The following is a 15,259-nucleotide window of genomic DNA, read 5'->3' as shown; positions in this document are numbered from 1 at the left end:
GAGCGCGATCCGGTGGCCATCGGTACTTCTGCAAACGGGATCATCCGAATCTCGGAGATCAGGCTGCGCATCGCCTCGGCGGCCTGAGCCCGCACGGAGGGATCCGACAGCGCATTGGCCAGATCGCCGATCTTCTGCCGGTAGAGGTCGGCAAAGTGGCCTGCTGCTGGCTTCGTGGACACGAAGATAGGATCGTAACCATGGAACTGGAGAGTGGATATGATGAAACGGCAGTTTGAACCGCCGCGAGTTTGCCGGAGGCTGATTTCGGTTAGTTACTCGGCCATGTCTTCAGTTTCCAGAGCGGCGTAGAAGTCTGCCTCTGCTTCCGTCGGGGGTATGTTCCCGTTCGGCTCGAGCAAGCGGCGGTTTTTTAAGCAGTCGACCCATTCGAGGGTGGCATATTCGACGGCCTCGAAGTTGCGCCACGAACCGCGCCGATGGATGACCTCCGCTTTGAAGAGGCCGTTGATCGTCTCGGCCAACGCGTTGTCGTAGCTGTCGCCGACGCTGCCCACGGATGGTTCGACGCCGGCCTCGCCCCGCCGCTCGGTGTAGCGAATGGACAGGTATTGCGACCCGCCGTCGGAATGGTGGACGAGCCCTGCGCCCTTGACCGGGCGGCGATCGTGGGCAGCCTGTTCGAGGGCATCGAGAACGAAGCCTGCGTGCGCTGTTTGGCTCGCCCGCCAGCCAACGATGCGGCAGGCGTAGGCGTCGATGACGAAAGCCACATAGACGAAGCCCTTCCAGGTGGCGAAGTAAGTCAAATCGCTGACCTAGAGCATGTTGGGCGCGGGCACGCGGAACTGCCGGTTCACCTTGTCCAAAGGGCATGGAGCCTTTTTGTTCGGGACCGTCGTTCTGTGCGGCTTGCCCCGGATGATGCCCTGAATACCCATCCCCTTCATCAGCCGGGCTACGGTGCAGCGGGCAACCGCGAAGCCTTCCCGATCCAGCTGACGCCAGACTTTGCGCACTCCGTAGACGCGCCAGTTCTCCTCGAAGACGCGCTCGATCTCGTGCCGCAGGACTGCGTCGCGCCGGGCACGATCCGACAGCCGGGCCGGATCGGCCCGCCTCGCTAGGTTATCGTAGTAGGTGGATGGGGTGATCGGCAGAACTCTGCAGATCGGCTCGACCCCGTGCGCCTCACGCTGATCGTCGATGAACCCGACCATCACTTCGACCGGCGGTCGAACTCCGCCATCGCAAAATATGCGCTCGCCTTGCGCAAGATCTCGTTGGCCTGGCTCAGCTCCCGGTTCTCCCGTTCCAGCGTGCTCGCCATTGTCCTCGGACCAATGGCGGACAAAGGCTCGCTCTTCTCTGCCGTGTCGGTCGGGAGGCCCGCGCGCTTGCCGCTGTCGACCTCGGCCTTCTTGACCCACCCGTTCAGGCTCTGCGGCTCACAGCCGATCTTCGCGGAAAGGGACGACCACTCTTCTGGGGGCTGGTCACTTGCGCAGCACCGCATACTAGGCTGACCCCCTGATGGTGCGGTAGCTGGCGGGCGTAGGCTTCTGCGTGACGCCCTTCCAACTTGCTGGATTCCAGACGTAGATCCTGAGTCGCCCAGGTTCCCCGACGACGTCGGTCGTGTGCGTCAGAACAAGGACGGGTCTGGAGCGGGGGCGCGCTCTTTCATCCAATGCTACAGGTTCGGCAACCGCGGCCAGAGGATCTCGTCAGACTCGGGGTAGTTCCGAGAATACCTCGGGGCCGTCTTCGCGCAAAATGACGATCTCTTCCAACCGCAGGCCGAACCTGCCTTCGAGATAGATGCCCGGCTCGATCGAGAAGACGTTCCCGGCTTCAAGGGGCAGTTCGGAGGTGCCGGTGATGTAGGGCGCCTCGTGGAGATCGATGCCCAGCCCGTGTCCCGTGCGATGCAGAAAGCGGTCGCCGTAGCCCGCATCGCCGATGACGCGGCGGGCAGCGGCATCGACCTCGCGGGCGGGGGCGCCGACCCGGGCGGCCGCGAGGGCCGCCTGCACCGCCGCCTCCACGATGTCGCGGACCTTCAGGAACTCGGGGTCCGGATCGGGGCCGAACCAGCGGCAGCGGGTCATGTCGGAAGGATAGCCATCCAGCACACAGCCGGTATCGATCAGCACGGCCATGTTCTCGCCCAGCGCGGTGGCGCCGGGGTGATGGTGCGGGAAGGCGCCGTTGCCGCCGAAGCAGACAGAGCAGAAGGCCGTGGCGGCGCCGTTGGCCTTGTAATGCGTCTCGATCAGCTCGACGACCTGGGTCTCGGTCATGCCGGGTTTTAGGGCGGCGAAGGCGGCCGCGACCGCGGAATCGTTCAGCAGGTGCGCGGCCTTGATGCGGGCGACTTCGTCCGCGTCTTTCCGGGTGCGAAGCAGGCTGACGGTGTCCCCGGTGAAGCGGCGGCGGGGGCTGTCCAGTTGGTCGAGCAGCAGCAGGGCGAAATCGGCGCGCATGGTCTCGTCCAGAACCACCGACAGGCCCGGGCGGCGGGCATCGCTGGCGTCCAGCAGGGCGCCGAGGGCCGCCATCGGGCCATCGTCATCGGCCCAGGTGAACAGGGGCAGCGTGGTGATCTCCTGCGCCATGGCCGCATTGAGCGCGGGCATCAGGAAACCGGCGTATCCGGCGCTGACCAGCAGCATGACGGGACGTTCGTCGCCATGCGGGTTCAGCCCGGTCAGCCATGCCATGTGGCTGGAGGGGCCCAGCACCACCAGGTCGGTTTCGGTCTCCGCCATCCGGGCGCGCAGCCGCGAGAGGCGCTCTTCGGCCTGCATCAGATAGGACATTCTTTGCTCCTGAAACGAAACGGGCCGCCGGGGAACCGGCGACCCTGTGGTCTTGCGGGCGGTCGAAGGATTATTCCTTTTCGACCAGCCGGTAGTAGACGAAGTCAGAGGTCGCGCCGTTGACGTAGCCCGAGACATCCGCGCCCATGGCAACCTCGTAGGAGGCCTGGAACATGATCACGATGGGCGAGCTTTCCTGAACCTTGGCCTGAAGGTCGCGGTACATGTCGAGACGCGCTTCGGGATCGCTTTCCGAGAGGGCGGCCATGGTCTCTTCGTTCATCTCGTCGGGCACGGCCCAGGCGTTCCGCCACGTGGTGGTCGCCTGATAGTTCTCGTCCGAGTTGTCGGGGTTGTAGGCGAAGGCCTTGGCGTTGGAATGCGGGTCCATGAAGTCGGGGCCCCAGTACAGCAGCATCGCCTCGTGGGTCCGCTCGCGGTACTTGGTGATGACCTGCGCGCCGGTGCCGGGCAGGATCTCGAAGTCGATGCCCGCCTCGGCAAAGCTCGCCTGCAGCGACTGCGCCATGTCGGTGAAGGGGGCCGCGTTGATCACGTCGAGCGTCACTTCGATCGGGGTCTCGACGCCGGCGTCCTCGAGGATCTGCATCGCCTTCTCGGGGTCGTAGGTGAAGGGCGTTTCGTCGTATGAGCCGGGGAAGCCCTTGGGCCAGAAGGCCTGGTGGACCTCCATCTGGCCCTTGATGATGGTGTCGGTCATGCCCGTGTAATCGACGAGATAGCGCGCGGCTTCCCAGACGGCCGGATCGGTCAGGCTCTCGGTCTTCTGGTTGAACGACAGGAAATGGACGGCCGCCTGCGGGAAGGTCTCGACCTTCACGTCGTCGGCCGACAGCGAAGCGACCTGGTCGGGCGTCAGGTTGCGCGCCATGTCGATGTCGCCCTGTTCCAGCAGAAGCTGCTGGGTGGCGGATTCGGGGACATGGCGAATGATGACCTGGGTCATCGCGGGCGCACCCTTGAAGTAGTCCTCGTTGGCGGCCATGCGCACCATCTGGCCCGGCGTGTAGCCGGTCAGCGCGAAGGGTCCGGAGCCTGCCGAATTGGCGTTCAGCCAGGCGTTGCCCATGTCGCCGTCCTGCTCGTTCTCCATCACCAGTGCCTTGTCGACGATGGAGGCGGGACGTGCGGCCAGCACGTTGAGCACGAAGGCGGGCGAGAAGTCGCCCTCGTATTTCACCGTCACGACGTTGCCGTCGGCGGTGATCATGTCGTCCACGTTCTCCGGGGTCCAGCCAAGCTGGGCGAGGATGAAGGCAGGCGTCAGGTTCAGCTTGATGACGCGCGAGAGCGAGAACAGCACGTCCTCGGCGGTCACCGGGTTGCCCGAGTTGAAGACGGCATCGTCGCGCAGGGTGAAGGCGATGGTCTTGGCCTCGGCGTCGACCTCCCACTCGGTCGCGATACCGGGCGCGAGGACGGTCGGGTCCTCGGCGTCGTACTGGACGAGACGGTCATAGAGGTTGGTGACCAGCTCGCCCGAGGTGAATTCGTAGGCCTGCGCCGGGTCGATCGCGACGATGTCGTCGATGTTCTGCGCGATGACCAGCACGTCATCGGGCGTGTCGGCCAGCGCCGCGGTGCCCGCCAGGGGCAGCGCGAGCGCCGAGGCCAGCAGAGCGGGTTTCAGCATGTTCATTTGGCTCTCCTTGTTGGTGTTCGATGGCATGGGCGGCGTTGTTCAGCTTTCCAGCTGCGCCATCTCCGGTAGTTTCATCCCGCCCTTGGGCGTCAGGACGGCAAGTGTCCCGGTCCAGAGGATGCGGACGGGCCTGTCGGTGGCGTTGGTCCACGAATGGGGCCGCAGCCCGCTGTAGTGCAGGCTGTCGCCAGCTTTCATGTGAATGACCTGACCGTCGAGTGTCTGCTCGATCTCGCCCTCGAGGATGTAGATGATCTCCTCGCCCTCGTGGCTGACCACTTCGGAGGCATATCCGGCGGGGACGTGCAGGATATAGCTCGACAGTTCGGCTCCGGGGAAATTCGTGGCGAGGGTCTCGTACCCGATGGACGATCCATTGATCGAGAAACGTGGGCGCGTCTCGGCCCGGGTCAGGCTGTCGGCGGGGCCGGGGGTGGCGATGAAGTACTCCAGTGCCACATCCAGCGCCGCCGCGATCTGCGCCAGCGTTCCGAGCGAGGGCGTGGCATTGTCACGTTCCACTTGGCTGAGATAGCCGACAGAGACGCTCGCCGTGTCGCCGAGTGCCTGAAGCGTCAGCCCGAGCTGCTTGCGGCGCTTGCGAATGAGCGGTCCGAGCTGCGGCTCAGCTTTGTGCTTTTCCCGTGCCATGGCAGGGTCCTTCCGAAGCTACCGCTTCCAAGCTACAAAAATTTTTTTACTATGGCAAAAATTCTTGCGACACTGCTGCGAAGATTTCACGCGGCAGATGCCAAAGGAGGCGGAGACCTTGGCGACAGATGCGACAATGGCCGTCAGGGCGGGGCGCAGTGCGAAGGGCGTCGGCGGCTTTGTCGTCGTCACGGCGCTGACCTTCCTCGGCCTCTTGGCGATCACCTTCTTCATCGGGCGCGTGGTGCCCATCGACCCGGTGCTTTCGGTGGTGGGCGACCGGGCGACACAGGCGCAATACGACGCGGCGCGCGTGGCCATGGGGCTCGACCGTCCGCTGATCATACAGTTCTTCGACTACGTCTGGTCGGTGATGCAGGGCGATCTCGGCACCTCGATCTCGACCAACCGGCCGGTCGCGGATGATCTGCTGCGGGTCTTTCCCGCCACGCTCGAGATGGCGACGCTCGGTATCCTGATCGGCGTGGCGCTGGGCGTTCCAGCCGGGGTCTGGGCCGCCACCCGGCGCGGCGAATGGGTCGACCAGGTGATGCGCGTCTTCGCGCTGCTGGGCTACTCGGTCCCGGCCTTCTGGCTCGGGCTCGTCGGACTGGCGTTCTTCTACGCCGGGCTCGGCTGGGTCGCGGGCCCCGGACGGCTCGACATCTTCTACGAGGGCCTCGTGCCGGCACGGACCAATGTCATGCTGATCGACGCGGCCCTCGCCGGCGACTGGGACGTCTTCCGCAACGCGCTGGCGCACCTCGTCCTGCCGGCCTCGATCCTCGGCTTCTTTTCGCTGGCCTTCATCGCGCGGATGACGCGCAGCTTCATGCTCGACCAGCTCGGGCAGGAGTTCATCACCACCGCCCGCGTGAAGGGCGTGCCCGAATGGCGGGTGATCTGGGTCCACGGGTTCAAGCCGATCCGGGTGCCGCTCATCACGGTGATCGGCCTGTCCTACGCCGCGCTCCTCGAAGGCTCGGTCATGATCGAGACCGTCTTCAGCTGGCCGGGGATCGGCAACTACCTGACCACGGCCCTGCTGAACGCCGACATGAACGCCGTGCTGGGCGCGACGCTGGTCATTGGCGCGGTCTTCATCCTGATCAACAAGATCTCGGACGTGCTCTACCGCGTCCTCGACCCGAGGAGTAAAGGATGAGCACGCGAGACTGGCTTCTCGACGACAGCCCCGCCACGCTGACGCAGGCCAACCTCGGCCGCGCGTGGCGGATGTCGACGGCCCTGCTACGCAACCCACTGGCGGTGGCCGGGCTGCTGATCGTCCTGCTGCTGCTGGCCACCGCGCTTTTCGCGCCCTGGATCGCGCCGGAAAGCCCCGTGGGGCAGAACCTGCAGGCGCGCCTGCTGCCCCCCTCGGCCGAGCACTGGATGGGCACGGACGAACTGGGCCGCGATATCTTCAGCCGCGTTGTCTACGGATCGCGCATCACCTTGCTGATCGTGGCTCTGGTCGCCGTGATCTCGGCGCCGCTGGGGCTTATCATCGGCGCGGTCGCTGGCTACTTCGGCGGCTGGGTCGATCGAATCCTGATGGGTGTGACGGACATCTTCCTGTCGCTTCCCAAGCTGATCCTCGCGCTGGCCTTCGTCGCGGCCCTGGGCCCCGGGATCGAGAACGCGATCATCGCCATCGCCATCACCGCGTGGCCTGCCTATGCGCGCATCGCCCGGGCCGAGACGCTGACCTTCCGCAATTCCGAGTACATCCAGGCGGTGCGGCTGGTCGGTGGCTCGCATGCGCGGATCATCTTCCGCCACGTGCTGCCGCTCTGCACCTCGTCGATGATCGTGCGGGTGACGCTGGACATGGCGGGCATCATCCTGACCGCCGCCGGTCTGGGCTTTCTTGGTCTCGGCGCACAGCCGCCGCTGCCGGAATGGGGTGCCATGATCTCGCGCGGGCGGACGTTCATCCTGGATCAGTGGTGGGTCGCCACCATGCCAGGCTTCGCCATCATCCTCGTATCGCTCGGCTTCTGCTTTCTGGGCGACGGGCTGCGCGACGTGCTCGATCCCAAGCAGGGGGGTGGAAAATGACCGACATACCGCTGCTGGAAATGGAGGACCTGCGCGTCAGCTTCGACACCCCCAAGGGGTCGGTGGACGTCGTGAAGGGCTTGAACCTGACCCTGGGCCGCGAAGAGCGTCTGGGCATCGTCGGCGAAAGCGGCTCGGGCAAGTCGATGACGGGCCGGTCGATCCTGCGGCTGATCCGCGCGCCCGGCAAGCAGACCGCCAGGACCCTGCGTTTCGACGGGCTGGACCTGATGGCGCAGAGCAGCCGCCAGATGCGCCAGATCCGCGGCGCGCGGATCTCGATGATCATGCAGGACCCGAAGTTTTCTCTGAATCCGGTGATGACCATCGGCCACCAGATCGCCGAGGCGCTGCAGGTGCACGAGAACCTGCCCCGCCGCGATCTGCAGGCGCGGGTGATCGAGATGCTGACCTCGGTCCGTATCAACGATCCCGAGCGGGTGGCGAAGATGTATCCGCACGAGGTTTCGGGCGGCATGGGGCAACGGGTGATGATCGCCATGATGCTGATCCCGCGCCCTCAGCTGCTGATCGCGGATGAACCCACCTCGGCGCTGGATGTCTCGATACAGGCGCAGGTGCTGGACCTGATCGAAGAGCTTGTCACTGGCAACGGCATGGGCCTGATCCTGATCAGCCACGACCTGAACCTGGTGGCGCGCTACTGCGATCGCATCCTGGTGATGAACGGCGGCGAGGTTGTCGAGGCCTGCGCCGCCGCCGATCTGGCCAAGGCCAGCCATCCCTACACGAAGGGGCTGCTGACGGCGCAGCCGCGGATGCAGGAAACCCGGGACGAGCTGCCGGTCCTGGACCGCAGCGGGGGAGCAGGCACATGAGAAACCCCGCGATTTCCCTCAAGGACCTGGATATCTCCTACGGCGACACCAAGGTCGTGCGCGACGTGGGCTTCGACGTGGCCCCGGGCGAAAGTTTCGCGCTGGTTGGCGAAAGCGGTTCGGGCAAGTCGACCGTTCTGAAGGCCATTGCCGGGCTGGCGCCGGACTGGACGGGAGAGATTTCCGTGCTGGGCAAGCCGCGCGGACATGGCACCGACCGGGCTTTCTCCAAGACCTGCCAGATGGTCTTTCAGGACCCCTATGCCTCGCTGCATCCCCGCAAGACCATCGACACCGTGCTGTCCGAGCCGCTGGCGATCCACGGCATTGGTCGGCGCAGCGAGAAGGTGGTCGAGATGCTGGGCGCGGTCGGCCTCGACCAGCGCTTTCGCTTCCGCTTTCCGCACCAGCTGTCGGGCGGGCAGCGCCAGCGGGTCGCCATCGCCCGGGCGCTGATGCTGGAACCCAAGGTGATGCTGCTGGACGAGCCGACCTCGGCGCTGGATGTCTCGGTGCAGGCCGAGATCCTGAACCTGCTGAAGCGGCTGCGCCGTGAACAGGGGCTGACCTACCTGATGGTCACCCACAACCTGCCGGTGGTCAGCTTCATGTGCGACCGAATGGCGGTGATGAACAAGGGCCGCATCGTCGAAATCGCCCCCAAGACCGCGCTTTACGACGGCAGCTTTGCCGATCCCTATACGCGCGACCTCTATGCCGCTTCGGGCGGCAACCCCGATGCCGATCCCGCGGGTGCGGCGGCATCCGAAAGCAAGGACCCCGCATGACCGATACCACTAAGACGCTCGCCGAGTTCACCGCCGCCCTGGCCTCCGCGACGACGGAAGAGGAGGCGTTCGACGCGCTCTGCGCGCTGACCAAGGCGACGGTGGGCGCCAAGCTGTTCACGGTGATGACCTCGGACACCGATGCCATGGTGGCGCGGCGCGCCTATACCGACGATGCGGAGAACTATCCGACGTCGGGCGAGAAGCCGATCGAGCTGAACCGCTGGTTCGACCAGGTGCTGACGCGGCAGGAGGCTTTCGTGTCGAACACTCTGGCCGATATCGACACGGTCTTTCCGGATGCCGAGCTGATCGGCAAGCTGGGCTGCGGCTCTGTGGTGAACCTGCCGCTGATCATCGGCGGCAAGGTCGTCGCGACGATGAACATCCTGCATGAAGAGGGCTATTACACGCCCGAGCGCGTGGCACAGATCCACGACGTGCTGCGCCTGCCGGCAACCTCGGCTTGTGCCGTGGCGATGGTGCTGCGCGCCTGATCAAGGTCGCCATCTGCCGGGACTCTGCTCCTGAGGTTACGTGACCCGGCTTGAAGTGGAAGAGGCCGGGATCGGTCTGCTGGTCCCGCCAGATGCACGGTCATCGTCTACGTATTGGCGCCGGTTTCTTGAATGCCGAATACCTCGGACCCGGCTCCGCAACCGGTGCTTTCGACCCGCTTGACCTGATCCCCGCTGAGACTGCGCTCTTTAGTTCGCTCTGTTCCGGGCGTTGGTCTTCTGCTGACCTCTGGCGATATTCCCACAGGGTGAGCCGTTCGAGGCCTGTGTGTGGGCGGCGACGGGTGTAGTCGTCGCGCCACGCCTGGATCAGGGGCGTTGATTGTGGCGCCATCGGGTCGAGCCAAATGGACGACAGCATGGCGCAGTTTGGCGAACAGGTGCTCGTTGAGGCATTCGTCACGCAGCCGTCCATTGAAGCTCTCGACGAAGCCGGTCTGTATCGGTTTTCCTGCAGCGGTGGCGCGCCGTTCGAGACGGCGTTCCTCCAGCCGTTTGAGGATGGCGTTCGAGGTAAACTCCGTGCCGTTGTCGCTGACCACCATGCAGGGATGCCCTCTGAGGGCAAGGACCAGCATTCTTGTCCCGACTTGACTGCTTTGGAGGTCAGCCGGATCGCGCGCGGCGACCTCGCCCTCGACATGGACGCAGACTGCACCGGCTATCACCGGTTCACCTCGCGCCCCGGCCCGGCCATCCAGCGCGGCGCACCCAAGGTTCCGCGGGATTTCCGGCGCTATGTCACGCATCCGAAGAATACCTATGTCGTGGACGAAATCCAGCTATGCGGTATGAGAATGGCTTGGGTGATTCCAAGTGCGCGCGGGTTGCTCCCCCGGGACGCAAAGCTTAGCGCACATATTATCGTCAATTGTACGCATTAGTACACAACCCACCCAGTTTGCAGGCAGGACATTACGCATGACGGATCTCCCAGGGTATCCGAGCCGCCGCAACTTCCTAAAGGGCTCCGCCGCCGGCTTTGCCCTTACCGGAATTGCCGCCTCGGCAGAGGCGCAGGTCGAGGCTCCCGTCTCGCTCGACGAGTACGAAACCGAATATCTGAACGGGGCCGAGTGGGCCTTCATCATGGCCGCGACCGCGCGGCTGATCCCGTCCGAGGGCGATGGCCCGGGGGCGCTCGAAACCCGCGTGCCGGTCTTCATCGACCGCCAGCTTGCCGGTGACTACGGCTCTGCGGACGATTGGTACATGGAAGGCCCTCACGCTCCCGACGCCGAGCCCGCACGGGGATGGCAGACCCCGCTGACGCCCGCCGAAGTCTACCGTCAGGCCATCCCGGCCTTCGACGCATGGTGCCAGTCCAGCCATGGCGCCAGCTTTGCCGAACTCGACGCCGAAACGCAGGATGCCGCGCTGACCTCGCTGTCGGAAGGTGAGGTCGAGCTGTCTTCGGAGCTTCGGGATTTCTGGAGCCTGCTGCTCTCCAACACCAAGGAAGGCTATTTCGCGGATCCCCAATACGGCGGCAACGCGGGTATGCAGTCCTGGGTCTATATCGGCTTCCCCGGGGCGCGCGCCGCCTATCGCGAATGGCCCGAGCGTCACAACATCGAATACCCGCTCGGCCCGGTGTCGATCTCGGGCGAGAGGGCCTGATCCATGGCAAGAACCGAACCGAAAAAAGACGTCGTCATCGTCGGCCTCGGCTGGACCGGCTCTATCGCCGGCATCGAACTGGCGCAGGAAGGTCTCGACATCGTGGCGCTGGAGCGCGGCCATGACCAGAGCACCGTTCCGGACTTCCAGTACCCTCAGCAGATCGACGAGCTGAAGTACGGCGTGCGTCTCAAGATGATGCAGAAGCCGTCGCAACAGACCCTGACCGTGCGCCGTAGTGGCGACGAGACGGCGCTGCCCTACCGCTCGCTTGGCTCCTTCTTGCCGGGCAACGGCGTCGGTGGCGCGGGCACGCACTGGAACGGCCTGAACTGGCGTCCCATGCCCGAAGAACTGCGGCTGCGCTCTTACGTGGCCGAGAACTGGGGCGAGGACATCATTCCCGAGGGCATGAACCTTGGCGACTATCCGGTGTCCTACGACGAGCTCGAGCCGTTCTTCACCCGGTTCGAGAAGGTCGCGGGCATCTCCGGCAAGGCGGGCAACCTGAACGGCGAGATCCAAGAGGGCGGCAACCCGTTCGAGGGCTGGCGGTCCGAGGAATTCCCGATGCCGCCGCACAGGGCGACGTGGGACAGCCAGAAGTTCGGCGAAGCGGCGTCGGCCATGGGCTACCACCCGTTCACCGCCTCGGCGGGCATCGCCTCAACCTCGTACACGAACCCCTACGGGATGCAGATGGGGCCCTGCAACTTCTGCGGCTTCTGCGAGCGTTTCGGCTGCTACCAGTACTCCAAGTCCTCGCCGCAGACCGCGATCCTCGGCGCGCTGAAGCAGTACCCGAATTTCGAGTATCGCACCAATTCCGAGGTGCTGAAGGTCGAGACCGCCGCCGACGGCAAGACCGCCACCGGCGTCACCTACTGGGACGAAGCCGCGCAGGAAGAGGTCTTCCAGCCCGCGGATATCGTCATCCTGTCCAGCTACCAGCTTAACAACGTGCACCTGATGCTTCTGTCGGGCATCGGTGGTCCGGTTTACGACCCGGTCACCGGCGACGGCGTGCTGGGCAAGAACTACGCCTACCAGATGAACGGCGGCGTTTCCCTGTTCTTCGAAGACGAGCATTTCAACCCGTTCGTCGGCCACGGCGCAAACGGCATCGCGCTTGACGATTTCGCCATCAATCAGAACGATTTCGGTGCGCTGGGCTTCATCGGAGGCAGCTACTGGCGGTCGGGCACCTTCAACGGTCAGCCGATCCGCAACATGCCGCTGCCAAGCGGCACCCCGTCCTGGGGCGCGGGCTGGAAGGAAGGCATCGGGCGCTGGTACGGTCACGCCATGTCGATCGGCAGCCACGGCTCGCACATGGCCTATGCCAACAACCACCTCGACCTCGATCCCACCTACACGGACCGCCACGGCCGTCCGCTGATGCGGATGACGTTCAACTGGCAGGACAACGACCTGCGGATGAACCAGTACATGAAGTCGAAGATGGAGCCGCTGGCCGCCTCCATGAACCCCGACAGCATGCAGTCCGGCTTCAAGGACGTCGGCGCGCAGTACGATGTGCGTCCCTACCAGACCACGCACAACACCGGCGGGCACAGCATGTCCGAGACCGCGCGCGAAGGGTCGGTCAACCGCTACAGCCAGGCATGGGACAAGCACAACGTCTTCGTCATGGGGGCGGGCAACTTCGTGCAGAACACCCAGTACAACCCGACCGGCCTCGTGGGCGGGCTTGCGTATCATACCGTGAACGCGATCCGCACCCAGTACCTGTCCAACCCCCGTCCGCTGGTCTGAGGAGCGCATAGATGAAGACCTTCCTACGCATCCTCGCGGGCCTCGTGCTCGTGGGCGTGATCGCCCTTCTTGCATTCATCTTCGTGCCGGTGCAGCGCACCCAGCCCGCAACCGAGCTGGCCGCCGACTGGCAGCCCGCGGAGGGCCAGGGAAAGATGGTGCTCGATGCCGGCGACTGCGTTGCCTGCCATACCTCGGACGAGGGCAAGTCCCTTGCCGGTGGCCGTGCCGTCGCCAGCCCGATGGGGACCATCTGGTCCACCAACATCACCCCCGATGACGACACCGGCATCGGCACCTGGTCCTATGCGGACTTCCGCGCGGCCATGATCGACGGCGTCGCTCCGAACGGCACGCATCTTTACCCGGCGATGCCCTACGAGAACTACCGCCTGATGACCGAAGAGGACATGCGCGCCCTCTACGACTACCTGATGACCGAGGTTGAGCCGGTCTCCGAGCCGAACAAGGAAACCGCGCTGCCCTTCCCGTTCAACCAGCGCTGGGGCATCCGTGCCTGGAAATGGCTGGCGCTGACCCATGATGCGGGGTTCGCCCCCGCGGGTGCGTCCGATGCGCAGGATCGCGGTCAGTACCTCGTGGAAAGCCTCGGCCACTGCGGCGCCTGCCACACGCCCCGCAACGCTTTCATGGCACAGGACGGCGTGACGGCAGCGGAGGACAGCTTCCTCACCGGCGGTGTCGTCGGCGGATGGAACGCCCCGGCCTTGCGCGGCGACGCCGCGGGCATCAAGGACTGGACCGTGTCCGAGCTTGCGGATTACCTCGCTACCGGCCGCAACGCGCATTCCGCCGCCAATGGCGAGATGTCTCTTGTGATCGAGCACTCCCTGCAAAAGCTGCCCGACAGCGACAACATCGCCATTGCCGCCTACCTCAAGGGCATGGACGGCGATGCGGTCGATCTACCCGAGACGCTTGCCGCTGCGGGCCCCACCGCGACCCCCGAGGCCGAGGCGGACGACGCCGGTGCGGACACCGCGGAAATGCTGGTGTCGGCCGATCCGGGCATGCCGCTGGGCGCGCGTCTTTACTCGGACAACTGCCTTGGCTGCCACTTTGCCTCGGGCAAGGGCGCTCCGGGCATCTTCCCCGAGCTTCAGGGCAACAGCCTCGTGGTCGGATCCGAAGTGTCGCCGCTGATTTCGGTAATCCTCAACGGGGCCGAGCTGCCTGCCACCGAAAAGCGTCCGATGACGCTGCGCATGCAGGGCTACGCGGATCGCCTGAGCGACGACGAAATCGCCGAGCTTGCGACCTGGCTGCGCGGCGCGTGGGGCAATGATGCAGGTCCCGTGGCGGCGGCAGATGTCGCAGACGTGCGCAGCGGCGACAGCACGCACTGATCCCTGCGCGCACTGGATCCTGACTTGATCCTTACAGGGGCCGACGGTGTTCGTCGGCCCCTTTTCCTTGCAGCTGAAGTGTCATCGCGTGCCGTGCGCTGGCGGGGGCTGAGTGCAGAGTGGCCACCAGTCGCCCGAGGACCATCTGGCCGGGCACCCCGCTCCCTTCGACTTTCGCACCGTTGGGGTATGCCAGGCCGGGACGGTCACAGCCCGGTCCGTCCCGAACTGTTCGATCAGCAACCTCGGGACGCGCCCATCGGCACGGCCGCGGCAGGCGGTGCCGGTGATGCGCGCCGCCGTCACACGCGGCATCCTCGAACGCGATGCCGCCCCGATCATTCCGATCCGCAAGCACGGCAGGCCCTGGAAGGGCGACAGACCTGCGCCCCCGGTCCTGACCGGGACACCGCGCGGGATGCGGCGCCGGGTGTCTTCGGTGCCGATGTCGTCCGGCGTGCCGTCGCGCGGTGACAGCCGGGACCTCATGTCCCGTATCCGCTCGGCGATGGAGGGGAAGGCGCCGCCCGGCGGGCGCCGGGATGATGCGCGCCCACGTCGGCGCCCGCCTCGGGCCCTATCAACCCACCGCGATCCGGACGATCTTCGGCTTTTCTCCCGGGGTCTGCCGCCCTATCTGGTGCGGTGGGGAAGCGTATCGAGATCAGCGGCACCGGGGGCGGGATGAGCGGACTGAACATTCTGAAGCTTTGCGTGGGCGCCGAAAGCGTCGAGGATCTGGCCACGTGGCAGGAGGATCGCCGCCGCGCCTGGCCCGATGGACTGCCGCGTCACGTCACGCGGATGTGGCCCAAGCGCGAGGCCGAGTTGCTGGACGGCGGGTCGATCTACTGGGTGATCCGCGGCGTGATCCTGGCGCGGCAGGTGATCCTGCGGCTTGATCCGGTCGACCGGGGCGACGGCGTCCGTCGCTGCGGGCTGGTGCTCGACCCCGAGATCATCCGGACCGAGGCCGCGCCGCGCCGTCCGTTCCAGGGCTGGCGCTATCTGCCGACCGAGGATGCGCCGAACGACCTGTCGGCCGCCCGGCGGGACGAGCCGACATTGCCCCCCGCGCTGGAGGCCGCGCTGGCCGAGATCGGGGTGCGCTAGGCGGATGACAGGCTCGCCCGGCGATCTGGCGGTGCGGCCTGAATCCCGGTGGCGAAGATTCGGGGCGGTGCCGGTCT

At 65.5% G+C, this 15,259-nt stretch carries 13 protein-coding genes, 2 pseudogenes and 1 other annotated feature; of the genes and pseudogenes, 9 read left to right on the top strand and 6 right to left on the bottom strand.

The features are described 5' to 3' along the window. The 5 genes and pseudogenes from EKE94_RS17200 to EKE94_RS17180 all read right to left on the bottom strand — a co-directional run. Positions 1-182, bottom strand: a 182-nt coding sequence (locus EKE94_RS17200) for a hypothetical protein (protein WP_164871005.1), incomplete at its 3' end; no start/stop codon positions are given. A 93-nt stretch (positions 183-275) separates the two neighbouring features. Then, positions 276-1,477: pseudogene (locus EKE94_RS17195) on the bottom strand (IS3 family transposase). Continuing rightward, positions 1,107-1,223, bottom strand: a sequence feature (AL1L pseudoknot). It overlaps the preceding pseudogene by 117 nt. 211 nt (positions 1,478-1,688) lie before the next feature. Next, positions 1,689-2,783 (bottom strand): M24 family metallopeptidase, encoded by a 1,095-nt coding sequence (locus tag EKE94_RS17190; protein ID WP_127907865.1) that lies wholly within the window; start codon positions 2,781-2,783, stop codon positions 1,689-1,691. Positions 2,784-2,853: 70 nt separating this feature from the next. Next, on the bottom strand, positions 2,854-4,443 hold the full coding sequence (locus EKE94_RS17185) for an ABC transporter substrate-binding protein (RefSeq protein WP_127907864.1): 1,590 nt from the start codon (positions 4,441-4,443) through the stop codon (positions 2,854-2,856). 42 nt (positions 4,444-4,485) lie between these two features. Next, on the bottom strand, positions 4,486-5,097 hold the full coding sequence (locus tag EKE94_RS17180; protein WP_127907863.1) for a helix-turn-helix domain-containing protein: 612 nt from the start codon (positions 5,095-5,097) through the stop codon (positions 4,486-4,488). Between the two features lie 136 nt (positions 5,098-5,233). Here EKE94_RS17180 and EKE94_RS17175 point away from each other — a divergent pair, with 136 nt between their 5' ends. The 5 genes from EKE94_RS17175 to EKE94_RS17155 are packed head-to-tail and all read left to right on the top strand — an operon-like array spanning position 5,234 to position 9,285. After that, positions 5,234-6,262, top strand: coding sequence for an ABC transporter permease (locus EKE94_RS17175; RefSeq protein ID WP_127907862.1), 1,029 nt, complete (start codon positions 5,234-5,236; stop codon positions 6,260-6,262). Further along, positions 6,259-7,161, top strand: coding sequence for a nickel transporter permease (nikC, locus tag EKE94_RS17170; RefSeq protein ID WP_127907861.1), 903 nt, complete (start codon positions 6,259-6,261; stop codon positions 7,159-7,161). Before EKE94_RS17175 ends, nikC begins: the two co-directional genes overlap by 4 nt. Beyond that, entirely contained in the window at positions 7,158-8,000 is an 843-nt protein-coding gene (locus EKE94_RS17165) for an ABC transporter ATP-binding protein (protein WP_127907860.1), read from the top strand. The genes nikC and EKE94_RS17165 overlap by 4 nt, the downstream gene beginning before the upstream one ends. Beyond that, positions 7,997-8,788: an ABC transporter ATP-binding protein gene (locus tag EKE94_RS17160; RefSeq protein WP_127907859.1), complete on the top strand. Its 792-nt coding sequence runs from the start codon at positions 7,997-7,999 to the stop codon at positions 8,786-8,788. The genes EKE94_RS17165 and EKE94_RS17160 overlap by 4 nt, the downstream gene beginning before the upstream one ends. Further along, complete coding sequence (locus tag EKE94_RS17155) at positions 8,785-9,285, top strand: GAF domain-containing protein (protein WP_127907858.1); 501 nt, start codon at positions 8,785-8,787, stop codon at positions 9,283-9,285. Before EKE94_RS17160 ends, EKE94_RS17155 begins: the two co-directional genes overlap by 4 nt. 232 nt (positions 9,286-9,517) lie before the next feature. On the opposite strand, the pseudogene EKE94_RS17150 reads toward EKE94_RS17155, so the two are convergent. Next, positions 9,518-9,866, bottom strand: a pseudogene (locus EKE94_RS17150) (integrase core domain-containing protein); the annotation flags it as partial. Between the two features lie 361 nt (positions 9,867-10,227). On the opposite strand from EKE94_RS17150, the gene EKE94_RS17145 reads away from it, so the two are divergent. From EKE94_RS17145 to EKE94_RS17130, 4 genes are all read left to right on the top strand, one after another. Then, complete coding sequence (locus tag EKE94_RS17145) at positions 10,228-10,926, top strand: gluconate 2-dehydrogenase subunit 3 family protein (RefSeq protein WP_127907856.1); 699 nt, start codon at positions 10,228-10,230, stop codon at positions 10,924-10,926. A gap of 3 nt (positions 10,927-10,929) precedes the next feature. Continuing rightward, positions 10,930-12,702, top strand: a complete 1,773-nt coding sequence (locus EKE94_RS17140) for a GMC family oxidoreductase (RefSeq protein WP_127907855.1) — start codon at positions 10,930-10,932, stop codon at positions 12,700-12,702. A gap of 11 nt (positions 12,703-12,713) precedes the next feature. Continuing rightward, the gene (locus tag EKE94_RS17135) at positions 12,714-14,069 is read left to right on the top strand and encodes a cytochrome c (RefSeq protein WP_127907854.1); all 1,356 of its coding nucleotides are present in this window, start codon (positions 12,714-12,716) and stop codon (positions 14,067-14,069) included. Positions 14,070-14,753: 684 nt separating this feature from the next. After that, a complete protein-coding gene (locus tag EKE94_RS17130; RefSeq protein WP_127907853.1) occupies positions 14,754-15,182 on the top strand; it encodes a DUF1489 family protein in 429 nt (142 codons plus the stop codon). Positions 15,183-15,259 lie beyond the last annotated feature (77 nt).

This window comes from Mesobaculum littorinae (assembly GCF_004011175.1).
Taxonomy (GTDB): Bacteria; Pseudomonadota; Alphaproteobacteria; order Rhodobacterales; family Rhodobacteraceae; genus Tranquillimonas; species Tranquillimonas littorinae.
Note: the sequence above shows the minus strand (reverse complement) of the source record. Positions and strands in the feature narration are given on the sequence as shown.